Annotated in this window: 23 protein-coding genes; 15 read left to right on the forward strand and 8 right to left on the reverse strand. The window is 59.8% G+C overall.

Translation table 11 applies throughout. The annotated features are described in order from the left end of the window. Nucleotides 1-20: 20 nt before the first annotated feature. Both gluQRS and dksA read right to left on the reverse strand, forming a co-directional pair. Nucleotides 21-917, reverse strand: a complete 897-nt coding sequence (gene gluQRS / locus LCH64_RS20645; protein WP_226501119.1) for a tRNA glutamyl-Q(34) synthetase GluQRS — start codon at nucleotides 915-917, stop codon at nucleotides 21-23. A 210-nt stretch (nucleotides 918-1,127) separates the two neighbouring features. Beyond that, on the reverse strand, nucleotides 1,128-1,571 hold the full coding sequence (gene dksA / locus LCH64_RS20650; protein ID WP_003228250.1) for an RNA polymerase-binding protein DksA: 444 nt from the start codon (nucleotides 1,569-1,571) through the stop codon (nucleotides 1,128-1,130). A gap of 334 nt (nucleotides 1,572-1,905) precedes the next feature. On the opposite strand from dksA, the gene LCH64_RS20655 reads away from it, so the two are divergent. After that, entirely contained in the window at nucleotides 1,906-3,078 is a 1,173-nt protein-coding gene (locus LCH64_RS20655) for a pyridoxal phosphate-dependent aminotransferase (protein WP_003228248.1), read from the forward strand. Next, nucleotides 3,078-3,791 (forward strand): DNA/RNA nuclease SfsA, encoded by a 714-nt coding sequence (gene sfsA, locus LCH64_RS20660; RefSeq protein WP_226501120.1) that lies wholly within the window; start codon nucleotides 3,078-3,080, stop codon nucleotides 3,789-3,791. The genes LCH64_RS20655 and sfsA overlap by 1 nt, the downstream gene beginning before the upstream one ends. Here sfsA and LCH64_RS20665 read toward each other — a convergent pair. Beyond that, nucleotides 3,788-4,105: a Rieske (2Fe-2S) protein gene (locus tag LCH64_RS20665; protein WP_027614091.1), complete on the reverse strand. Its 318-nt coding sequence runs from the start codon at nucleotides 4,103-4,105 to the stop codon at nucleotides 3,788-3,790. The genes sfsA and LCH64_RS20665 overlap by 4 nt on opposite strands. A gap of 162 nt (nucleotides 4,106-4,267) precedes the next feature. On the opposite strand from LCH64_RS20665, the gene LCH64_RS20670 reads away from it, so the two are divergent. Genes LCH64_RS20670 through LCH64_RS20685 form a run of 4 tightly spaced genes read left to right on the forward strand, consistent with a single transcriptional unit; the run spans nucleotide 4,268 to nucleotide 7,813 of the window. After that, complete coding sequence (locus LCH64_RS20670; protein WP_226501121.1) at nucleotides 4,268-5,140, forward strand: ABC transporter substrate-binding protein; 873 nt, start codon at nucleotides 4,268-4,270, stop codon at nucleotides 5,138-5,140. 50 nt (nucleotides 5,141-5,190) lie between these two features. After that, nucleotides 5,191-6,174 carry an iron ABC transporter permease gene (locus LCH64_RS20675; RefSeq protein WP_226501132.1) on the forward strand — a complete coding sequence of 328 codons (984 nt, stop codon included), beginning with the start codon at nucleotides 5,191-5,193 and terminating at the stop codon, nucleotides 6,172-6,174. Further along, the gene (locus LCH64_RS20680) at nucleotides 6,174-6,941 is read left to right on the forward strand and encodes a heme ABC transporter ATP-binding protein (protein WP_003228237.1); all 768 of its coding nucleotides are present in this window, start codon (nucleotides 6,174-6,176) and stop codon (nucleotides 6,939-6,941) included. The genes LCH64_RS20675 and LCH64_RS20680 overlap by 1 nt, the downstream gene beginning before the upstream one ends. Before the next feature lie 20 nt (nucleotides 6,942-6,961). Then, nucleotides 6,962-7,813 (forward strand): ChaN family lipoprotein, encoded by an 852-nt coding sequence (locus LCH64_RS20685; protein WP_226501122.1) that lies wholly within the window; start codon nucleotides 6,962-6,964, stop codon nucleotides 7,811-7,813. Nucleotides 7,814-8,038: 225 nt separating this feature from the next. Here LCH64_RS20685 and LCH64_RS20690 read toward each other — a convergent pair whose 3' ends face one another. From LCH64_RS20690 to LCH64_RS20705, 4 genes are all read right to left on the reverse strand, one after another. After that, nucleotides 8,039-8,839: a Crp/Fnr family transcriptional regulator gene (locus tag LCH64_RS20690; protein WP_226501123.1), complete on the reverse strand. Its 801-nt coding sequence runs from the start codon at nucleotides 8,837-8,839 to the stop codon at nucleotides 8,039-8,041. 16 nt (nucleotides 8,840-8,855) lie between these two features. Further along, nucleotides 8,856-9,128, reverse strand: coding sequence for a TfoX/Sxy family protein (locus LCH64_RS20695; protein ID WP_003228231.1), 273 nt, complete (start codon nucleotides 9,126-9,128; stop codon nucleotides 8,856-8,858). A 280-nt stretch (nucleotides 9,129-9,408) separates the two neighbouring features. Then, entirely contained in the window at nucleotides 9,409-9,753 is a 345-nt protein-coding gene (locus LCH64_RS20700) for a pentapeptide repeat-containing protein (protein ID WP_003228227.1), read from the reverse strand. Nucleotides 9,754-9,844: 91 nt separating this feature from the next. Next, nucleotides 9,845-11,401: a bifunctional aminoglycoside phosphotransferase/ATP-binding protein gene (locus LCH64_RS20705; protein ID WP_226501124.1), complete on the reverse strand. Its 1,557-nt coding sequence runs from the start codon at nucleotides 11,399-11,401 to the stop codon at nucleotides 9,845-9,847. Nucleotides 11,402-11,517: 116 nt separating this feature from the next. Between LCH64_RS20705 and mrcB the strand changes: the two genes are divergently transcribed. From mrcB to LCH64_RS20720, 3 genes are read left to right on the forward strand one after another with little or no spacing between them, the layout of a single operon-like run. Next, complete coding sequence (gene mrcB / locus LCH64_RS20710; protein ID WP_103484951.1) at nucleotides 11,518-13,842, forward strand: penicillin-binding protein 1B; 2,325 nt, start codon at nucleotides 11,518-11,520, stop codon at nucleotides 13,840-13,842. Nucleotides 13,843-13,858: 16 nt separating this feature from the next. After that, nucleotides 13,859-14,614 carry a hypothetical protein gene (locus LCH64_RS20715; RefSeq protein WP_226501125.1) on the forward strand — a complete coding sequence of 252 codons (756 nt, stop codon included), beginning with the start codon at nucleotides 13,859-13,861 and terminating at the stop codon, nucleotides 14,612-14,614. After that, on the forward strand, nucleotides 14,614-14,949 hold the full coding sequence (locus LCH64_RS20720) for a YqcC family protein (protein ID WP_003228220.1): 336 nt from the start codon (nucleotides 14,614-14,616) through the stop codon (nucleotides 14,947-14,949). Before LCH64_RS20715 ends, LCH64_RS20720 begins: the two co-directional genes overlap by 1 nt. A 90-nt stretch (nucleotides 14,950-15,039) precedes the next feature. On the opposite strand, the gene LCH64_RS20725 is transcribed toward LCH64_RS20720, so the two are convergent. After that, nucleotides 15,040-15,456, reverse strand: coding sequence for a DUF4124 domain-containing protein (locus LCH64_RS20725; protein WP_226501126.1), 417 nt, complete (start codon nucleotides 15,454-15,456; stop codon nucleotides 15,040-15,042). 399 nt (nucleotides 15,457-15,855) lie between these two features. On the opposite strand from LCH64_RS20725, the gene LCH64_RS20730 reads away from it, so the two are divergent. The 6 genes from LCH64_RS20730 to msrQ all read left to right on the forward strand — a co-directional run bounded on the left by LCH64_RS20730 (nucleotide 15,856) and on the right by msrQ (nucleotide 21,831). Next, on the forward strand, nucleotides 15,856-17,580 hold the full coding sequence (locus LCH64_RS20730) for an acetolactate synthase 3 large subunit (RefSeq protein ID WP_045122841.1): 1,725 nt from the start codon (nucleotides 15,856-15,858) through the stop codon (nucleotides 17,578-17,580). A 2-nt stretch (nucleotides 17,581-17,582) separates the two neighbouring features. After that, nucleotides 17,583-18,074, forward strand: a complete 492-nt coding sequence (gene ilvN / locus LCH64_RS20735; RefSeq protein WP_003205610.1) for an acetolactate synthase small subunit — start codon at nucleotides 17,583-17,585, stop codon at nucleotides 18,072-18,074. Nucleotides 18,075-18,122: 48 nt separating this feature from the next. After that, nucleotides 18,123-19,139, forward strand: coding sequence for a ketol-acid reductoisomerase (ilvC, locus tag LCH64_RS20740; RefSeq protein WP_003228216.1), 1,017 nt, complete (start codon nucleotides 18,123-18,125; stop codon nucleotides 19,137-19,139). Nucleotides 19,140-19,285: 146 nt separating this feature from the next. Further along, complete coding sequence (gene pssA, locus LCH64_RS20745; RefSeq protein WP_003228213.1) at nucleotides 19,286-20,143, forward strand: CDP-diacylglycerol--serine O-phosphatidyltransferase; 858 nt, start codon at nucleotides 19,286-19,288, stop codon at nucleotides 20,141-20,143. 63 nt (nucleotides 20,144-20,206) lie between these two features. Continuing rightward, complete coding sequence (msrP, locus tag LCH64_RS20750) at nucleotides 20,207-21,220, forward strand: protein-methionine-sulfoxide reductase catalytic subunit MsrP (protein ID WP_103484948.1); 1,014 nt, start codon at nucleotides 20,207-20,209, stop codon at nucleotides 21,218-21,220. Beyond that, a complete protein-coding gene (msrQ, locus tag LCH64_RS20755) occupies nucleotides 21,220-21,831 on the forward strand; it encodes a protein-methionine-sulfoxide reductase heme-binding subunit MsrQ (protein WP_226501127.1) in 612 nt (203 codons plus the stop codon). Before msrP ends, msrQ begins: the two co-directional genes overlap by 1 nt. Nucleotides 21,832-21,966: the final 135 nt, after the last annotated feature.

The following is a 21,966-nucleotide window of genomic DNA, read 5'->3' on the forward strand; positions in this document are numbered from 1 at the left end:
CGGCGCGACTGCAAGTGTCGTCATTGCAGTTGCGCTTCGGGCAGGGTCAGTGTGCGCGGGATCTTCGATGCATCCCAGTGGGCTGCGCCCCAGTTGAGCAATTCCTGCGGTGAGGCGTGTTCAAGCTCGGCGCCTGGTTTTTGCCCCAGTGCACGCAGGGCCCGCAGCAACAGCGGGGTGGCTTGATCGGCCTCAAGCGGCGGCGAACGGTAGGATTTGCCGAGCTTGTTGCCGTCCGGCTGCGTGATCAATGGCAGGTGCAGATAGCGCGGCTGGCGCAGGCCCAGCAGTTCTTGCAGGTAGAGCTGGCGCGGCGTGGAGTCGAGCAGGTCGGCGCCGCGCACGATGTCGGTGATGCCTTGCCAGGCGTCATCCAGCACCACGGCCAGTTGATAGGCGTAGAGGCCATCGCGGCGGCGAATCACGAAATCGCCGACTTCGCGCCCCAGATGCTGGCGAAACTCGCCCTGCACGCGGTCGATGAAGTGGTATTCCAGCTCCGGCACGCGCAGGCGGATCGCCGCCTCTTGCTGCTCATGGCCGGCGTTGCGGCACAAGCCCGGGTAAATGCCGTGGTACGGCTCCAGCTGTTTGCGCGAACAGGTGCAGGCGTAGGCCAGGCCGTGGTTGAACAGACTGTTGAGAACTTCGGCGTAGGCGTCGTGCCGATCACTCTGGCGCACCATCTCGCCGTCCCATTCGAAACCGTAGCTTTCCAGCGCCTTGAGAATCGCCGCCTGCGCGCCGGGTTCCTCCCGGGGCGGATCGAGATCTTCCATGCGCACCAGCCAGCGCCCGCCGACCGCGCGCGCGTCGAGATAAGAAGCGAGGGCAGCGACCAGCGAGCCGAAGTGCAGGTGGCCACTGGGGGTCGGGGCGAAGCGGCCGATGTAGGCGGGGGCGGTTTTGGCAGTCATGTGGACAATATAACTTTTCAGGATTCGCGCAGATTACCCCTGTGGGAGCGGGCTTGCTCGCGAAAGCGTCAGTTCAGACAACCTGGATGTTGAATGGCCGGCCGCATTCGGGAGCAAGCCCCTCCCACAAAAGCAAGGCAAAAAGGCAAAGGCAAAAGGCAGAAACAAAAACGGAGCGTTCGCACGCTCCGTTTTTCGTTCAGGTCGAGATTACTTGCCGACCTGCTTTTCCTTGATTTCCGCCAGGGTCTTGCAGTCGATGCACAGATCGGCGGTAGGACGGGCTTCGAGGCGCTTGACGCCGATCTCGATGCCGCAGGATTCACACCAGCCGTACTCTTCGTCCTGGATCAGTTCGAGGGTCTTGTCGATCTTCTTGATCAACTTGCGCTCGCGGTCGCGGGCGCGCAGCTCGAGGGCGAATTCTTCTTCCTGGCTGGCACGGTCGGCCGGGTCAGGGAAGTTGGCCGCTTCGTCTTTCATGTGATCAACAGTACGGTCGACTTCCTGCATCAAGTCCTGTTTCCACTTGTTCAGGATCTTGGTGAAGTGCGCGCGCATGGGGGCGCCCATGTACTCTTCGCCGGCCTTCGGAACGTAAGGTTCGAAGCCGCTGATCGTCGCTTGCTGCTGTTGCTTTGCTTGGGTGGGCATGAAATGGACCGCCTCTACTCTTGTAATCCATTGCGCAGGATTGCTCCATCACCGACACCTGCCGGCCCTGCGGCTGCAAGCGGGCGAACTTACCAGATCAATTCGGCCCGCGCTACTCCCGGATGTCGAGGCCCCGGCGGGTGGCGCTTGCAGATGTTTGGCAAGCCGTGTCTGGCGCTGTTGAAAGCCTGTTCAATCACTGATTTTAGTCAATCCTGGAGCGTACGCTCATATCGTTACAGTCCAGCGTTCTTGAGGCTGTGACCGCGATGGGTTCTCGCTCGTTCCGGCAGATGGTTAGAATCGTTTCTTTTTCCCCGTCGAAGGAAGGCCAATGGCTCAGCCCTACAGTGCGCGCAGTCGTGCGATCGAACCGTTCCATGTGATGGCGCTGCTGGCGCGGGCCAACGAACTGCAGGCCGAAGGTCACGACGTGATCCACCTGGAAATCGGCGAGCCGGACTTCACCACGGCCGAGCCGATCATCCGTGCCGGGCAAGCGGCGCTGACGGCGGGCAAGACGCGCTACACCGCCGCACGCGGCATTCCCGAGCTGCGCGAGGCAATTTCCGGGTTCTATCAATCGCGTTACGGCCTGAACATTGATCCGCGGCGGATCCTGATCACCCCGGGTGGCTCCGGTGCGCTGTTGCTGGCCAGTGCCTTGCTGGTCGATCCGGGCAAACACTGGCTGCTGGCGGATCCGGGCTACCCGTGCAACCGGCACTTCCTGCGTCTGGTCGAAGGCGCGGCGCAACTGGTTCCGGTCGGGCCGGAGGTGCGTTACCAACTGACCCCGGATCTGGTGGCGCGGCATTGGGATCACGATAGCGTCGGTGCGTTGGTGGCGTCGCCGGCCAACCCGACCGGCACCATTCTGACCCGCGATGAACTGGCCGGGTTATCCACAGCGATCAAGGCGCGCCACGGGCATCTGGTGGTGGACGAGATCTACCACGGTCTGACTTACGGCACCGATGCCGCCAGCGTGCTGGAAGTCGATGACAGCGCCTTTGTCCTCAACAGTTTTTCCAAGTATTTCGGCATGACCGGCTGGCGTCTCGGCTGGCTGGTGGCGCCGGACGCGGCGGTCAGTGAGCTGGAAAAGCTCGCACAGAACCTCTACATCAGCGCCCCGAGCATGGCGCAGTACGCCGCACTGGCCTGTTTCGAGCCGGACACTATCGCCATCCTCGAAGAGCGCCGCGCCGAATTTGGCCGCCGCCGCGACTTCCTGCTGCCGGCGTTGCGCGAGTTGGGGTTCAACATCGCCGTCGAGCCTGAAGGTGCGTTCTACTTGTACGCCGATATCAGCCAGTTCGGCGGTGATGCCTTCGCGTTCTGCCGACATTTCCTCGAAACCGAGCACGTTGCCTTCACCCCGGGGCTGGATTTCGGCCGTTATCAGGCCAGCCACCATGTGCGTTTTGCTTACACGCAAAACCTCCCTCGCTTACAGGAAGCGGTGGAGCGCATCGCTCGCGGCCTGAAGAGCTGGCAAGGCTGATGCGCTTTTATCCGGCTCTGGAAGAGGCGCGGTTGATTCGCCGCTACAAACGTTTTCTGGCGGATGTTGAAACGGTCAATGGCAAGTTGTTGACCCTGCACTGCCCGAACACCGGTTCGATGCTGAATTGTCAGGTCGAGGGCGGGCAGGTGTGGTTCAGTCGCTCAAACGACCCGAAACGCAAGCTGCCCGGCACATGGGAAATCGGCGAAACCCCGCAAGGGCGGCTGTTCTGTGTGAACACCGGGCGCGCCAATGCGCTGGTCGAAGAGGCGCTGCAAGCCGGAGTCATCAGCGAGTTGAACGGCTTTACGGCACTTAAACGCGAAGTGCCGTACGGCCAGGAAAAGAGCCGCATCGACTTTCGCCTCGAATACCCGAGCGGCCCGGCTTATGTGGAGGTGAAGAGTGTCACGTTAGGCTTCGATGGAACCAATGTGGCGGCGTTTCCCGACGCGGTCACCCAGCGCGGCGCCAAGCATCTGCGTGAACTGGCGCATCTGGCTCGTGACGGTATTCGTGCGGTGCAGTTGTATTGCGTCAATCTCAGCGGGATTGAAGCGGTGCGGCCGGCCGAGGAAATCGATTCGGCTTATGCGGATGCCCTGCGTGAAGCGGTGACGTGCGGGGTCGAGGTGTTGGCCTACGGCGTGCGTTTGAACCACGAAGAGATGGTGATCGACCGGCGGCTGGACGTTTTGCTCAACGGTTAAACATCTATCCACAACCCTTGGGCATCTTCGCGGCAGGGGATGGCGGTCAGGGATTGTCCGGCGCAGGGCCCGGCGACGCATTCACCGTCCTCGATCAGAAACAGTGCGCCGTGGGTGGCGCACTGGATCAGGCTGTTGCTCGGGTCGAGAAACTGGTCGGGATGCCATTCCAGGCCCACACCACGATGCGGGCAACGGTTGAGATAAACATAGGCCTGACCATTGCGGCGTACGGCAAACAGTTTGTTGCCGTCGATGTCGAAACCGCGGCTGCCGGCCTCAGCGAGATCGGCGCCTGCGCACAAGAACTTCATGGCTATCCTCAAGTGTCGGCTCGTTTCAGGAAATGTCCGAGCTTGACGTTTAAATGCAAACAATTATCAAATGGCCGCCTTCGCCCACTGTGCGCAGCCGCCGCCAAGGATACTTGGCCTGCCGGTTCGCTGCGCGGGAAAACTGTTCAAGGAAAGCTGCGTATGCGCCTGATTACCCGCGTTGTTGTGCTGTGTGTCGGACTGCTCGCCAGCCTTCAGGCGACAGCTGCCGATTTGCCACAGCGTTGGGTCAGCGCCGGTGGGGCGCTTTCGGAGTGGGTGAGTGCATTGGGTGGCGAATCCAAACTGGTCGGGGTCGACACCACCAGCCAGCATCCGCAGTCGCTGAAGCAGCTGCCAAGCATCGGTTATCAACGCAGCCTCTCGGCTGAAGGCATTCTCAGCCTGCGCCCGGACATTCTCATCGGTACCGAAGAAATGGGCCCGCCGCCGGTTATTGCTCAGGTGAAGAGCGCCAAGGTTCAGGTCGAACTGTTCTCGGCGCAGCCGGATCTGCCGACCCTGGAAAAAAACGTTACGCATCTCGGACAGTTGCTGGGCGCGCAAGCGCAGGCGGCGCAGTTGCTGGAAAACTATCAACAGCAGCTCACCGCGCAGAAAGCGCGAGTCGCCGATTTGCAGGCCAGGCATAAGGCGCCCGGTGTGCTGGTATTGATCGGGCATGCCGGCGGCAAACCGTTGATTGCCGGCAAGGACACTGCCGCCGACTGGCTGCTGCAACGGGCCGGCGGACATAACCTGGCGACGCATACCGGTTACAAGCCGTTCTCCGTGGAATCGCTGGCCGGACTCGATCCTGAGGTGCTGGTGTTTGCTGATCGCGCGTTGAGCGGCGAGGCGGCAAAAGCGGCGTTGTTCAAGGAAAACCCCATTCTCAATTCAAGCCGTGCGGCCAAGGCCGGACGGGTGCTGGAGCTGGATCCGACGCTGCTGGTCGGCGGGCTTGGACCACGTTTGCCAGCGGCACTGAAGACTTTGTCTGACGGTTTCTACCCGACCGCGAGCGGCCAATGACCACGCTGGTCAAACCTCGAAGCCTGTTTATCGGCCTGACGCTCCTGTGTTTGCTGGCCATCTGGCTGTCATTGGCGCTGGGGCCGGTGAGCCTGCCGCTGTTCGATACGTTGCGCGCAGCCTTGCGCATGCTCGGCGTACCTGTGGCGCCAGACGGGCTGGAGCAGGCTGAGCTGATTCTCGGGCAGATCCGTCTGCCGCGTACCTTGCTCGGCCTGGCCGTCGGCGGTGTGCTGGCACTGTCGGGTGTGGCGATGCAGGGCTTGTTTCGCAATCCGCTGGCCGATCCCGGGTTGGTCGGGGTTTCCAGTGGGGCAGCGCTGGGTGCGGCGGTGGCGATTGTCGGCGGGTCATTTTTTGGCGGTTTGCCGGAGTGGTTCGGGCCGTACCTGTTGTCGGCGTGCGCGTTTCTCGGTGGCCTGGGCGTGACGGCGCTGGTCTATCGGCTCGGACGGCGCAACGGCCAGACCAACGTCGCTACCATGCTGCTGGCCGGGATCGCGCTGACGGCGTTGGCAAGCTCGGCGGTGGGTCTGTTCACCTATCTGGCGGATGACGCGACCTTGCGCACGCTGACTTTCTGGAATCTGGGCAGCCTCAATGGCGCCAGTTATGCGCGGCTGTGGCCATTGCTGATCATCAGCACCGGCGTTGCGTTGTGGCTGCCGCGTCGTGCCAAAGCGCTGAATGCGCTGTTGCTCGGGGAGTCAGAAGCCGGGCATCTGGGGATTGATGTCGAACGGCTCAAGCGTGAACTGGTGTTCTGCACGGCGTTGGGTGTTGGCGCAGCGGTGGCAGCAGCGGGGATGATTGGCTTCGTCGGGCTGGTGGTGCCGCATCTGGTGCGTTTATTGGCCGGGCCCGATCACCGGGTGCTGTTGCCAGCATCAGTGTTGGCGGGGGCGAGCCTGTTGTTGCTAGCGGATCTAGTGGCGCGGCTGGCGCTGGCGCCGGCGGAGTTGCCGATCGGTATTGTCACCGCGTTTATCGGTGCGCCGTTCTTCCTCTATTTGCTGCTGCGAGGACGTGCCTGATGCTGCGTGCGCACAATCTGCATATCCGTCGCGGGCGCAAGACAGTCCTCAGCGACGTCACCCTGCAACTTGAACCCGGTGAGGTGCTGGGTGTGCTCGGGCCGAACGGTGCCGGCAAAAGTACCTTGCTCGGTGCGTTGTGCGGTGAACTGGCTGCGGGTGAGGGCGAGGTGTTGCTCGATGACAAGGCGCTGAGTCACTGGACAGGTACGCAGCGCGCCCAGCGTCTGGCGGTGTTGCCGCAGGTGTCGACGCTGGATTTTGCCTTCCGCGTGGAAGAAGTGGTCGGTATGGGCCGCCTGCCATATCAAAGCGGTCGGGCGCGCGACGACGAGATCGTTGCGGCAGCGCTGGCCGCTGCGGATGCCGGGCATCTGAGCGGGCGCAGTTATCTGGCGCTGTCGGGCGGCGAGCGCCAGCGTGTACATCTGGCGCGGGTGCTGGCGCAGCTATGGCCTGGGCAGGCCGGACAAACCCTGTTGCTGGATGAGCCGACCTCGATGCTCGATCCCTTGCATCAACACACCACGTTGCAGGCGGTGCGCGAGTTTGCCGATCGTGGCGCGGCGGTGCTGGTCATCCTGCATGATCTGAATCTGGCGGCGCGCTATTGTGATCGGGTGTTGCTGCTCGAAGGCGGGCGCCCGGTGGCGCTGGATACGCCGCAGCAAGTCTTGCGACCGGACTCGCTCAAAGCTGTGTTCGGTCTTGAAGTATTGGTGCAGCCGCACCCGGAGCGTGGGCATCCGCTGATCATCGCCCGCTGATTTCTCATCGAGGTGATGGTATGCGCGGGATGTGGTTGTTAGCGGTGTTGCTGCTTGCAGGGTGTCAGCATGTTGCCCCGCCCCCGCCAATCAGTGGCGAAATTCGTGATCTGCACAGCGGCCAGATACTGACGGCACAGGAACTGCTGACGCGTCTGTCGGGACCGCAACTGCTCATCATCGGCGAGCAGCATGACAACGCCGATCACCACGCCGCGCAGTTGTGGCTGTTGCAGGCACTTGGGGAGCAGCGTCCTCAGGGCAGTCTGCTGCTGGAAATGCTCACGCCGAAGCAACAGCCGAACGTTGACCAGGTTCGCCATGCAGCAGCGCCCCCTACTGATCTTCCCGCCGCGTTGGCCTGGCAGGATGGCTGGGACTGGACTCTCTATGGACCGATCGTTCGGTTTGCCCTCACGCAACCCTATCCGCTGTTGGCGGCCAATCTGGATGACGGCGAAATCCGCGCTGTCTACCGCCAGTCGCCAGCCCTGAGCGGTGTTCGCAGCAATGCGGCATTGGTAAAAGCCACGCTGCTCGAACAGATCAGCGACTCACATTGCGGCTTGCTGCCCAAATCACAGATGCCGGCGATGCTTGCTGTTCAACAACAGCGGGATCGGCGTATGGCCGAACGCTTGATGGCGGCACCGACGCCGGCGTTACTGTTGGCGGGGGGCTGGCATGCGCGCAAGGATGTTGGCGTGCCGCTGCATGTGCTGGATCTGGGCGCGGCCCGGGCACCAACGGTGCTGATGCTGGCCGAGCAGGGCGCTGAAGTGACTGCGGCGATGGCTGATTTCATCTGGTACACCCCGGCCATGCCCGCGCAGGATTACTGCGTGCAGATGCGCAAACAATTTGGCCAATGACTTTCCACAGGCAAAAAAAGACCCGGTAAAAACCGGGTCAAATAACCGTGATTAGCCTGATGAGGAGATAATCTGAGAGTCCGAACCAAGGGCTTTTCAGAATATCGACTGATCTCGCGACCAGTTGTGATAATCATAGCGATTCTCATTACCGAGTCAACCACTGTTTTTCCGTTTGCTTGATTTAGTCGTGCAAATGGCTGGAATGCCCCGGAAACAAGGGACTCAACATGGAGCTTTGATTGCACTCAGTTGCGTGATCTGCTGATTGAGCTGGCCGATGCGCCGGGCCATGCTCTCAATCAGGCTGTGCGCGATCTTCGGATTGGTGCGGGTCATGCTCAGAAACTGCTCGCCGGGAATCAGCATCACCGTGCTCGGCTCGCGAGCGATGACCGTCGCATTGCGTGGCTCACCGGTGAACACCGCCATGGCGCCGAAAATCTCGTCCTTGGGCACTTCGCCGACCTTGTGCCCATCAACAAACGCTTCGGCATGCCCCTCGATGATCACGAAGACGTGATCAGCGGCATCGCCCTGCTGGATCAACACCTCACCGCTCGCGACCCGTTTAAAGCCATTGGTGCTGCGGAACTCCCGCGGTTTCAGCTCGGCCACCGCGTGAGCCAGCAGCGCCATCTGCCCCAGCAGATACTCAAGCCACTGCTCGGCCCGGCCCGGCTCGGCATATAAATGCTGGAACAGTTCGGTTCGCCGATAGGGCAGCAAGCGCAATGGCCCGTCGCTGCGCAGACGGCAATCGGCCCAGGCGTCACCTTGCAGCAGACCGATCAGATCGCCTTCCTGCCAGTAAAACAGCGCACGGCCGCCGATGTAGCCGTTGATGACGCCTTCTGTCAGTAGAAACAGCTGATCATGTGGGAGCTGTGCCATCAGGTCGTCAGAGATTTCTGGCTCAAAGGCTGGCCCGCACGGCGAAAGACCCTCGAGCCAGCTTGCAGGCAAACTCTGCAAACGATTGATCAGTGCATCGACAGGTGCCGATTGTTCCCCGAGCAGATACATGGCCGTCAGCGCCTGTTCAGTTCTTGTGACGCGAGGAGATGGCTTCGAGCTGCTTGTTCAAGGCGTCTTTGCGTTCGGCCGGGATGTCGTTCCAGTGCACATCCATCAGCGCCCCTTCGATCGCGTACAACAACACCTTTGATGCGCGAAACCCGCGGGTACGCACGGCCCGATAGGCGTCCACCGCCCCCAGGCGACGCAAGTCCGAGGCGCTGTGGATACCCACGGCATGCAGCCATTGCGCCGACGTCTTGCCAAGATTCTTCAGGTGTTGCAGTTCATCATTCATCAAGCCTCCTTGCGACGGCCGAATGGTGCGTGGGCGATCTTCTCAGGAGTGTAGCCATCAGTAGGAAAAGCGTGGTTGTTTGGTCGGATTCGACGCAAACGCTTCTAAGAAAGGGGCTGCGAACGCAGAAAGGAGGGAAGAAACGCGAAAACATGTAGGAGCGGGGCTTGCTCGCGAAGGCGTCCTGTCAGCCACCAGATGTATCGACTGACACTACGCCTTAGCGAGCAAGCCCGCTCCCACACGGGAAAGGCGTCGGGTCAGAGAAAGATAAAAATTATCAGCGAGTGCGATAGCGCAGGCGGGTGCCGAAATTCATCGACATCAGGATCTCGTCGGCACTCAGTTCCGGCGGGAAGTACGCGCCGGAAATCTGCGCATGGGCCAGGCTCGCGCCTTCGAGTGATGCATTACGGAAGTCAATGCCACGCAAATCGGCAGAGCGGAAGTAGGCGTCCCGGAAATCCACGCCATCGGCGTTCAGTTCACGCAAGTCGAGACCACGGAAGTCGCCACCGACCATGTCGATCGGGCCGTCGTTCGGGCGTTCCTTGTTGAAGCCTGCGATGTCGTCTTTGTGCAGCAAGGCATAAAGCGGGGTGTCGAGAAGTTTCGGCTGGCTCATGTCACATCACCTGTTGGTTTTATGACGCCAGTATAGTGCCACTATTTGACGGCCGTGAAGCAAGCGAGGGCTTCACGGCCGAAATAGTTTCTTACAGGCCTGGCAGGCGCTGGCGGATCTGTGCGACTACGGTGTCGAGGGTCCCGCTTTCATTGGTCTGCACGCGTTTGCTGCGCAGAATCTCTTCTGGCGTCAGTGCTTCGCGGCTGGCCTGTTGGGCCTCTATTACCGCCAGCGTGGCGTCGGAAGGATCTTTCTTGTCAGCCTGACGAATCGCCAGCCAGCTCTCGATCACGGCTTGCGGTGCGTTGCAGTCGAGAATCAGGAACGGCGTGCCGGTGGCCTCAGCCACTTGAGCGGCGTTGTCGCGTTGCTCGCGCTTGAGGTAGGTCGCATCGATCACCACCGGGAAACCGGCGTGCAGAATCACTCCGGCAATCTCATGCAGGCGGGCATAAGTGGCGGCGCTGGCATCGGCGCTGTAAATCCCGGCCTGCACGTCGTTGGCTACGGTCTGCTCACCGAACAGGCGCTTGCGCTCGACGTCGGAACGCAGGCGAATCGCGCCCAGCGCTTCGACCAGGCGCATCGCCACGTGGCTCTTGCCGACAGCGGATACGCCGTGGGTGATGGCCATGAAGCGCGAAGGAATGGTGCTGTAGCTTTCCGCCAGGTTGGCGTAGTTGCGGTATTGGCGCAGGGTGGTTGCGCGCTGCACCGGGGTGGCATCCGCCGGCATGCTGAACAGCGCGACTTTGGCACGAACCAGTGCGCGGTAGGCTTTATAGAAGTTCAGCACTTCCAGACCTTGATAGTCGCCGGTCAGCTCCAGGTACTGGCTGATGAAGCGGCGGGCCAGGGATTTCAGGCCACGGTCTTCCAGGTCCATCGCCAGGAAACCGGTGTCGGCCCAGACGTCGGTGAAGCGGAACGGTTCGTTGAACTCGATGCAGTCGAAGATCACCACTTTGCCATTGATGACAGTGGCGTTACCCAAGTGGATGTCGCCGTGGCATTCGCGAGTGAAACCCTCGGCCTTGCGCTGGCTGAACAGTGCCTTGAGACGATCGAAGCTGCTTTCGGCCCAGGCTTTCAGTGCCTCGAGTTGCAGCAGATCATTTTTGTCGCTGAGGAACGGCAGGATCTGTTCGAAGTTCTGGCGCACCGGGGCCATCACGCTGTCCGGCGTGCCGGCGTCGTGTTCGGCCGGGACTTTTGGCGCGCTGAGGTGGAATCTGGCGATCTGCTCGGCCATTTCGTCGATGTGCTGAGTGGTCAGCTCGCCGTTGGCTTGCAAGGTGCTGAGCAGGCCGGTCTGTGGGAATTGACGCATTTTCAGCACATATTCGATCACCGGGCCGTCGCCGCCCAGTTGTGGCGCTTCGACACTGCCGGTCACCGGCAACACGTCCAGATACAAATCTTCGGTCAGGCGCTGGTTCAGACGCAGTTCTTCAGCGCAGAAGTGCGCGCGCGATTCGAGGCTGGTGAAGTCGAGGAAGCCGAAATTCACCGGCTTCTTCACTTTATAAGCAAACGGGCCGGTGAGGATCACCCACGAGATATGGGTTTCGATGACCTGGAACCCTTCGACGGGGTGCGGGTAGAGGGCCGGGTTTTGCAGGGCAGCGATCAGTGACTGGCTCACGGGCGATCCTTCAGAGACTGGGAAATTCGAGGCCGCCATTATGGCCGCTCGCCAGCCTGACGCAAACCTCGGAGCGCTCCTGTTGAGTATGAATAAAGTGCGTATAATCCGCCGCCATGACTCGAACTCGATCCCCCCGTACCAAGAAAAAACCACCTTCCCAGGGCCTGCGCCCATGGCTGGGTTGGGCCATTAAACTCAGTCTGGTCGGCCTTGTGGTGCTGGCTGGCTTCGCCGTTTACCTCGATGCCGTGGTGCAGGAGAAGTTCTCCGGCAAGCGCTGGACCATCCCGGCCAAGGTATACGCGCGTCCGCTTGAGCTGTTCGTCGGACAAAAGCTGAGCAAGGAAGATTTCCTCACCGAGCTCGATGCCTTGGGCTATCGCCGCGAAGCCGTGAGCAATGGCCCCGGCGCTGCTGCCGTCAACGGCAATACCGTTGATCTGAATACCCGTGGCTTCCAGTTCTATGAAGGCCTGGAAAAAGCCCAGCCGGTGCGCGTGCGCTTCTCCGGCGACTATGTGGCCGAACTCTCGGGGCTCAACGGTGCGAAATTGTCCGTGGTGCGGCTGGAGCCGCTGTTGATCGGCGGCATTTATCCGAAAAACCTTGAAGACCGCATCCTGATCAAGATCGATCAGGTGCCGCCGTACCTGCTCGATACTCTGATCGCGGTGGAAGACCGGGACTACTACAGTCACTGGGGCGTGTCGCCGAAGTCGATTGCCCGGGCCATCTGGGTCAATACCTCTGGCGGCAAGATGACCCAGGGTGGCAGTACGCTGACCCAGCAGTTGGTGAAAAACTTTTACCTCACCAATGAGCGCAGCCTGAGCCGCAAGCTCACCGAAGCGATGATGGCGATGCTGCTGGAGCTGCACTACGACAAGAAGGAAATTCTTGAGGCCTACCTCAACGAAGTCTTCGTCGGGCAGGACGGTCAGCGTGCGGTGCACGGCTTTGGTCTGGCCAGTCAGTTCTTCTTCGGTCAGCCATTGTCCGAGCTGAAGCTGCATCAGGTAGCGTTGCTGGTCGGCATGGTCAAAGGGCCGTCCTACTACAACCCGCGTCGCAACCCGGAACGCGCGCTGGAGCGGCGTAACCTGGTGCTCGACGTGCTTGAGCAGCAAGGCGTGGCGACTGCCGAACAGGTCGAAGCGGCGAAGAAAATGCCACTGGGTGTCACCACTCGCGGCAAGCTCGCCGACAGCTCGTTCCCGGGCTTTATCGATCTGGTCAAACGCCAGTTGCGTGAAGACTACCGCGACGAAGACTTGACCGAAGAAGGCCTGCGGATCTTCACCAGTTTCGACCCGATTCTGCAGATGAAGGCCGAGGCGTCGGTCAATGACACCTTTAAACGCCTGGCCGGACGCAAGGGCTCCGATGACGTGGAAGCGGCGATGGTCGTGACCAACCCGGAGACCGGCGAAGTCCAGGCCATGATCGGCAGCCGGCAGGCCAGTTTTGCCGGTTTCAATCGGGCGCTGGATGCGGTGCGGCCGGTGGGCTCGCTGATCAAGCCGGCGGTCTATCTGACCGCGCTGGAGAAACCGAGCCAGTACACGCTGACCAGTTGGCTGTCGGACGAACCGCTGGCGGTCAAGGGGGCGGACGGTCAGGTGTGGAAACCACAGAACTATGACCGTCGCTCCCACGGCACCGTGTTCCTCTATCAGGGGCTGGCGCATTCCTACAACCTGTCGACCTCGCGTCTGGGCCTGGAAGTAGGCGTGCCGAACGTGCTCAAGACCTTGGGACGCCTGGGCGTTACGCGGGAATTCCCGGCATTCCCGTCGATGTTGCTGGGTGCCGGCGGCATGACCCCGATCGAAGTGGCGACCATGTATCAGACCCTGGCCAACGGCGGTTTCAATACGCCGATGCGCGGGATCCGTAGCGTACTGACCGCCGATGGTGAACCGCTCAAGCGTTATCCGTTCCAGATTCAACAGCGTTTCGATCCGGCCTCCATCTACCTGATCCAGAACGCCATGCAGCGGGTAATGCGTGAAGGTACCGGCAGTTCGGTTTACAACGTGCTGCCCAAGACCCTGACGCTGGCCGGCAAGACCGGTACCAGTAACGATTCGCGCGATAGCTGGTTCGCCGGTTTCAGTCAGGATCTGTTGGCGGTGGTCTGGCTGGGTCGTGACGACAACGGCAAGACCCCGTTCACCGGTGCGACTGGCGCGTTGCAGGTCTGGACCAGTTTCATGCGCAAGGCCGATCCGCTGCCGCTGGACATGCCGCAGCCGGACAACATCGTCCAGGCGTGGGTCGATTCGCGTACCGGGCAAGGCTCCGATGCCAACTGTCCGGGCGCGGTGCAGATGCCGTATATTCGCGGCAGCGAACCGCCACCCGGCGCCTCGTGTGCAAGCGAAACGCCTGCTTCGCCAGAGTCGGTGATGGATTGGGTCAAGGGCTGGATGAATTAAGCAAAGAGGGTTTCAAGTGAACAAGTGGTTGATTCCAGCGGTGACTGCCGTGGCTTTGCTCAGCGGCTGCTCTACCGTACAGCGTGGTTCGATCCCGGTGGTGGATGCCGGCACGACCGTGTCCAACAGCGAACGCCTGTCGGCCAACGGCGGCTTCCGCAAGACGACAGTCAAACGCCCGGTGCAGGATCAGGCGCAATCCCAGGCCATCCCGCAAGGCGACACCGGTGTGGTAGTGATGGTGCCGGGCGGTGGCGCTACAACTTCGACGCCGATCAGCACGTCGCCGATCGTTCCGGGGCCAGCGTCCGGCGGTATCACCGCGGGGCCGTACAACCCGTCGTCGGTCGAGTCGGCGCCGATCAACTCCGGCAGCTACAGCATGCCTTCGACCCCAAGCGGCATTCCTTCGGCCAGCAGTGGCGGCGGTCTGTCGGCTGACGAACAGCTCGATGGCCCGGTGCTCGCCTTGCTGACCACCGCGCAACAGCAGCAGGCGGGTGGTGACCTCAACGGTGCGTCTTCCAGCCTGGAACGCGCTCAACGCGTTGCCCCGCGTGAGCCGCAAGTGCTTTACCGCTTGGCGCAAGTACGCATGGCTCAAGGTGATGCGCCACAGGCCGAGCAGTTCGCCCGTCGGGCGCTGACCATGGCCAACGGTCGTCCGGACTTGCAGGCCAATCTGTGGGAAATCATCGCTCAGTCCCGTGAGAAACAAGGCGATTCCGCCGGCGCCGCTCAGGCCCGTCAGAAGGCCAAGGTTTCACTGTGATGGATCGCCGTTTCCCGAAAATCGCCGATCAGTTGCTGTTGATCGAGCGCGAACTGCGCGCGCAGGGTTGGTGGGATGAGGTTCAGCCATCGGTCGAAGCCTTGAGCAGTGTCGAGCCGTTTTCGGTCGACACGCTGGATTTCGAGCAGTGGCTGCAATGGATCTTCCTGCCTCGGATGAAGATGATTCTTGAGCAGGATCTGCCGTTACCCAATGCCTCGGGCATTCAGGAAATGGCCGAAATGGTCTTTGCCCAGCGCAATCTGCAGGGCAAGGATCGGCAATTGCAGGTGTTGCTCAAAGAGTTTGACCTGCTGATCACCGCTTCCCGCTAGCGCCGATCTCCCTGTAGGAACTGCCGCAGGCTGCGATCTTTCGATCTGCTCTTGGAAACAAGGTCAAAAGATCGCAGCTCCTACAGGTGTCTATTCGCAGTTCTGCGCAATCTGCTTCTGCGCTTCGACAATGCGCTCCAGCCGTTGTGCATCGTCGAGACGCCTCAGTTCTCCCTCCACTTCCTCCCTCAAACGCGGATTGTTCTGCAATTGCGCCAGGTTCGTCCGTGCCTGCTCGCAAAACGCCTTGAGCTGCGCCTGCTGCTCGGTCACCTGCTTCTTCACCTTGTCGTCGATGGCTTTCTGATCGCCCAACGCACCGCTGCCAGGTATGGCGGCAGGTTTCGGCAGGGGCGAGGAGGGCGTCTGTATGGTCGTCGCCGGCTGACCTTGCGGCGGCTGCGCATCGAAGTGAGTGACGCCTTGGGCATCGACCCATTTGTAGATCTGACCGGCCATGCACCACGGGCTGAGACCGATCAGCAGTGTGACGAGGAGCGTTCGCATGCTGATTCCTTGGCAAAATTGCGCAATTGACACTAACAGAGTAGCGGTTTTCAGGTTTTTTCTTGCGTTCTCATGTGCTTACCCACAATTAAGCACATTGACGGCTTGACTTGGAGAGGGCGAAACAGAAGAATCCAAAGTCCGCTGTAGAGGGACTGCCAGAAGCAGACCCACTCGGTAGATCATGAGGCGCATATCCGCGTCGACCTGTTACACCCGCAACGCGTTACCTCGCGCTGGGTGGGAAAGGCCCGCAACACTTGGGACGATCCCAATACTTGCTCAGTCAGTGCTGACGTAGTCGGCGACCACCGTCGCTCATGCTCTGCCGAGAAGTAAACCTATTAAGACCCGCCCCTTTTGTGTGGACGGTATTCTGGCGTTTTAGAGGTGAACAACGTGGAGCTTTTATCTGGCGGTGAGATGCTCGTCCGCTTCTTGCGTGACGAAGGCGTCAAATATATCTACGGGTACCCTGGTGGTGCTCTCCTTCATGTTTACGATGCCCTGTTCAAAGAACCGGAAGTGACCCACATCCTGGTTCGTCACGAGCAAGCGGCTACCCATATGGCTGACGGCTACGCCCGTGCCACCGGTAAAGCCGGCGTGGTATTGGTGACTTCCGGTCCTGGCGCCACAAACGCCATCACCGGTATCGCCACCGCCTATATGGATTCGATTCCAATGGTGATCATTTCCGGTCAGGTGCCAAGCACCATGGTCGGCACCGACGCGTTCCAGGAAACCGACATGATCGGTATCTCCCGGCCGATCGTGAAGCACAGCTTCATGATCAAGCACGCCTCGGAAATCCCGGAAGTCATGAAGAAGGCCTTCTACCTTGCGCAATCCGGTCGTCCAGGTCCGGTCGTGGTCGATATCCCGAAAGACATGACCAACCCGGCCGAGAAGTTCGAATACGTCTTCCCGAAAAAAGCCAAGCTGCGTTCCTACAGCCCGGCCGTTCGCGGCCACTCCGGGCAGATCCGCAAAGCGGCAGAAATGCTCTTGGCGGCCAAACGCCCAGTGCTTTATTCCGGTGGCGGCGTGATCCTGGGCAACGGTTCCGCACCGCTGACCGAACTGGCCAAAATGCTCAACCTGCCAGTGACCAACACCTTGATGGGCCTGGGTGGTTTCCCAGGCACCGACCGTCAGTTCATCGGCATGCTTGGCATGCACGGCAGCTACACCGCCAACCTGGCGATGCACCATGCCGACGTGATCCTGGCTGTCGGCGCACGTTTCGATGACCGTGTAATCAACGGCGCGGCGAAGTTCTGCCCGAACGCCAAGATCATCCACATCGACATCGACCCGGCTTCGATCTCCAAGACCATCAAGGCCGACGTGCCAATCGTTGGTCCGGTTGAGAGTGTCCTGACCGAAATGGTCGCGATCCTCAAGGAAATCGGCGAGACCCCGAACAAGGAGTCCGTTGCCAGTTGGTGGAAGCAGGTCGATGAATGGCGCGGCGATCGCGGCCTGTTCCCTTATGACAAGGGCGACGGCAGCCTGATCAAGCCGCAGACCGTGATCGAGACCCTGTGCGAAGTGACCAAGGGCGATGCCTTCATCACTTCCGACGTGGGCCAGCACCAGATGTTCGCTGCGCAGTACTACAAGTTCAACAAGCCGAACCGCTGGATCAACTCCGGTGGCCTGGGCACCATGGGCTTCGGTTTCCCGGCGGCCATGGGCATCAAGTTGAGCTTCCCGGATGACGACGTTGCCTGCGTCACCGGCGAAGGCAGTATCCAGATGAACATCCAGGAACTGTCGACCTGCCTGCAATATGGCTTGCCGGTGAAAATCGTCATCCTGAACAACGGTGTTCTGGGGATGGTTCGTCAGTGGCAGGACATGAGCTATGGCAGCCGCCACTCGCACTCTTATATGGAGTCGCTGCCTGACTTCGTCAAACTGGCTGAAGCCTACGGTCACGTCGGCGTGCGCATCACTGATTCGAAAGATTTGAAGTCGAAGATGGAAGAGGCGTTCGCCATGAAAGATCGTCTGGTGGTGATCGATATTTCGGTCGATACCAGCGAGCACGTCTACCCGATGCAGATCAAAGACGGCTCCATGCGCGATATGTGGCTGAGCAAGACGGAGCGTACTTAATCATGCGGCACATTATTTCCCTGCTTCTGGAAAACGAACCCGGCGCTTTGTCTCGCGTAGTCGGCCTGTTCTCGCAGCGCAACTACAACATTGAAAGCCTGACGGTGGCGCCAACCGAAGACCCGACGCTGTCGCGTCTGACGCTGACCACTGTCGGCCACGATGAAATCATCGAGCAGATCACCAAAAACCTGAACAAGCTGATCGAAGTGGTCAAGCTGGTGGACCTGTCGGAAAGCGCTCACATCGAGCGCGAGCTGATGTTGGTCAAGGTCAAGGCCACTGGTGCCCAGCGCGCCGAGATCAAACGCACCACCGATATTTACCGTGGACAGATCGTCGATGTCAGCGCCAGCGTGTATACCGTTCAATTGACCGGTACCAGCGACAAGCTCGACAGCTTCATTCAGTCCATCGGCACCGCATCGATTCTGGAAACCGTCCGTAGCGGCGTGACCGGCATTGCCCGCGGCGACAAAGTACTCAGCATCTAAACCAAATTAGCGAATGGCCTGAACGGCCTGGATATATAGGGGAAATTCATGAAAGTTTTCTACGATAAAGACTGCGACCTGTCGATCATCCAGGGCAAGAAAGTTGCCATCATCGGTTACGGCTCCCAAGGCCACGCTCAAGCGTGCAACCTGAAAGATTCCGGTGTCGACGTTACCGTCGGTCTGCGTAAAGGTTCGGCCACTGTTGCCAAAGCCGAAGCCCACGGCCTGAAAGTGACCGACGTTGCTTCCGCTGTAGCTGCTGCCGACCTGGTCATGATCCTGACCCCGGACGAGTTCCAGTCCTCGCTGTACAAGAACGAAATCGAGCCAAACATCAAGAAAGGCGCCACCCTGGCCTTCTCCCACGGCTTCGCGATCCACTACAACCAGGTTGTTCCGCGTGCCGACCTCGACGTGATCATGATCGCGCCGAAAGCCCCGGGTCACACCGTACGTTCCGAGTTCGTGAAGGGCGGCGGTATCCCTGACCTGATCGCGATCTACCAGGACGCCTCGGGTAACGCCAAAAACGTTGCACTGTCCTACGCAGCTGGTGTGGGTGGCGGTCGTACCGGCATCATCGAAACCACCTTCAAGGACGAGACCGAAACCGACCTGTTCGGCGAGCAAGCCGTACTGTGCGGCGGTACCGTTGAACTGGTCAAAGCCGGTTTCGAAACTCTGGTTGAAGCTGGCTACGCGCCGGAAATGGCCTACTTCGAGTGCCTGCACGAACTGAAACTGATCGTTGACCTCATGTACGAAGGCGGTATCGCCAACATGAACTACTCGATCTCCAACAACGCTGAGTACGGCGAGTACGTGACCGGTCCGGAAGTGATCAACGCCGAATCCCGTCAGGCCATGCGCAATGCCCTGAAACGTATTCAGGACGGCGAATACGCCAAAATGTTCATCAGCGAAGGCGCAACCGGCTACCCTTCGATGACCGCCAAGCGTCGTAACAACGCCGCTCACGGTATCGAAATCATCGGCGAGCAACTGCGCTCCATGATGCCGTGGATCGGTGCCAACAAGATCGTCGACAAAGCCAAAAACTAAGTCGTCATCCTTGTACGAAAAACGCGGCTTCGGCCGCGTTTTTTCGTTTGAAACCGATGGTTCTGGTATAAAGCTGCATCGTTTGTGGCCGAACCGTCGTCACAGGCACCTTTCGAAACTTTCCAAACCGTTGCAAGGTAATGTCCATGAGCGAACGTCCCGAAGAGCCGAACCAGGCTTCTGACGCCGAAAGCCTGCTGCCCATCGATGAACATGTCGAGGAAGGGCACGACGCAGAAGGTCGTAAAGTCCGGCATCGTGGTATCTATCTGCTGCCGAATCTGTTCACCACTGCGAACCTGTTCGCAGGGTTTTATTCCATCATCAACTCGATGAGTGCCCAGGCTGCCTTGAGCGCCGGGGACTCTGCGAACGCGAGCAAGTATTTCGCCTTCGCCGCGATCGCAATCTTCGTGGCCATGGTGCTCGATGGTCTTGATGGCCGTGTCGCGCGCATGACCAATACGCAAAGTGCCTTCGGCGCCGAGTATGACTCGCTGTCGGACATGGTCGCTTTCGGTGTCGCACCGGCGCTGCTGGCCTTTGGCTGGGCATTGGGCGACATGGGCAAGGTCGGCTGGATGGTTGCCTTCATCTATGTAGCCGGTGCCGCTTTGCGTCTGGCGCGTTTCAACACCCAGGTCGGTACGGCGGACAAGCGCTACTTCATCGGTCTGGCCAGCCCGGCAGCTGCCGGCGTGGTCGCTGGGATCGTCTGGGCGTTCAGCGATTACGGCATTCAGGGTTCGAAGATGTCGTTCCTGGTCGCGCTGATGGTGGCGGCTGCCGGCATGCTGATGGTCAGCAACATCAAGTACAACAGCTTCAAGGAGCTGGATTTGAAGGGCCGTGTGCCGTTCGTGGCGATTCTCGCCGTGGTGCTGGTGTTCGCCGTGGTGTTCAGCGATCCACCGCGCATTTTGCTGCTGGTGTTCCTCGCTTACGCGGCTTCCGGCCCGGTGCAATATCTGTTGCATCTTCGTCGTCACAAAAACGCCGAGTGATGTAATTTCCCGCATACTCCGCAGTCTATGGGTGCATCTGTCCTCCAAAGCTGCGGAGTTGCCATGCTGATCAAAATCCCCAAAGCGTCCGACTGCCATGAGTCGGATGTCACGCCTGAAGCCATTTATCTTTCTCGTCGCCAATTGCTCGGAGCTACCGCTGCCGGTATCGCCGTGAGCAGCCTGCCGCGTTGGGCCAGCGCTGAAGACGCGGCGCGTTATGCCGATGTCGAGCCGGGCAAGGCGCCTGCCTGGTTTGCCGAGAAGCTCCCCTCTACTAAATGGGGCGCAGTCAACGTCAAGGATGAGGCGATCACGCCTTATAAAGACGCGACCCACTACAACAACTTCTATGAGTTCGGCACTGACAAGGGCGATCCGGCTGCCAATGCCGGTTCGCTGAAAACCGAGCCGTGGAGTGTTGTCGTCGATGGGGAAGTGGGTAAGCCCGGGCGTTACGCGCTGGAAGACTTCATGAAGCCGTACCAGTTGGAGGAGCGTATCTATCGCCTTCGCTGTGTTGAAGCGTGGTCGATGGTCATCCCGTGGATTGGCTTTCCGATTTCTGCGTTGCTCAAGCAGGTCGAGCCGACCTCTAAGGCCAAATACATTCGCTTCGAAACCCTGCAGGATCCCAAGAGCATGCCAGGGCAGCGCTCGGGTTTTGCCCTGATCGACTGGCCTTATGTAGAAGGCTTGCGCCTTGATGAGGCGATGAATCCCTTGGCGATTCTGGCGGTAGGCATGTATGGCCGCGAGTTGCCTAATCAGAATGGTGCGCCGCTGCGTCTGGTGGTGCCGTGGAAGTACGGCTTCAAAAGTGTGAAGTCGATTGTGCGGATAAGTCTGGTCAGCGAACAGCCCAAGACCACCTGGCAGAGCATCGCGGCTGATGAATACGGGTTTTATGCCAACGTGAATCCCACGGTCGATCATCCGCGCTGGACTCAGGCGCGGGAACGGCGTCTGCCGAACAGTCTGTTCAAGCCGAATGTGCGTGATACACAGATGTTCAACGGCTATGCGGATGAAGTTGCTTCTTTATATACAGGGCTCGATCTGCGGAAGAACTACTGATGCGATATCCGTTCTGGCGTGTAGGCGTTTTCATTGCGGCGGCGACCTGGCCATTGCTTTGGTTTTATCAGGCGTTTGCCGATGTGCTCGGTCCGGATCCTGGCAAGGTGCTGGTTGATCGATTGGGGCTGGGGACGCTGGTATTGCTGTTGATCACGTTGAGCATGACGCCGCTGCAGAAATTGACGGGGTGGGCAGGGTGGATTGCTGTGCGCCGTCAATTGGGACTCTGGTGTTTTGCTTATGTGGTTCTGCATCTGTTCAGCTATATGGCGTTTATTCTCGGTTTCGACTGGTCGCAGTTGGGCGTGGAGTTGCGTAAGCGGCCGTACATTATTGTGGGGACGTTGGCTTTCCTTGGTCTGTTGGCGTTGGCGGTGACTTCCAATCGCTACAGTCAGCGGCGTTTGGGTGTGCGCTGGAAGAAATTGCATCGGTTGGTGTATGTGATTCTCGGGCTGGGATTGCTGCATATGCTGTGGATCGTGCGTGCTGATCTCAAGGAGTGGGCGATCTATGCCTTTATAGGTGCGGTGCTTTTACTGATGCGTGTACCTGCGGTTGCGCGTCGAATCCCGCGTTTGCTGACCAAAAAGCAGGTTTTGCAATAAAACTGAAATTAACGGTTGACGGCAGATTCTGGAGGTCTATAATTCGCCCCACTTCCGGCGCAGTCGAAACGGAAAACTCCTTGAGATTCAATGAGTTGCACAGTTTTCGACAGTGGCTTGCTTCAGTTCATCGAA

This window comes from Pseudomonas sp. MWU16-30322, from assembly GCF_020515535.1.
In the GTDB taxonomy this organism is placed as follows: Bacteria; Pseudomonadota; Gammaproteobacteria; order Pseudomonadales; family Pseudomonadaceae; genus Aquipseudomonas; species Aquipseudomonas fluorescens_H.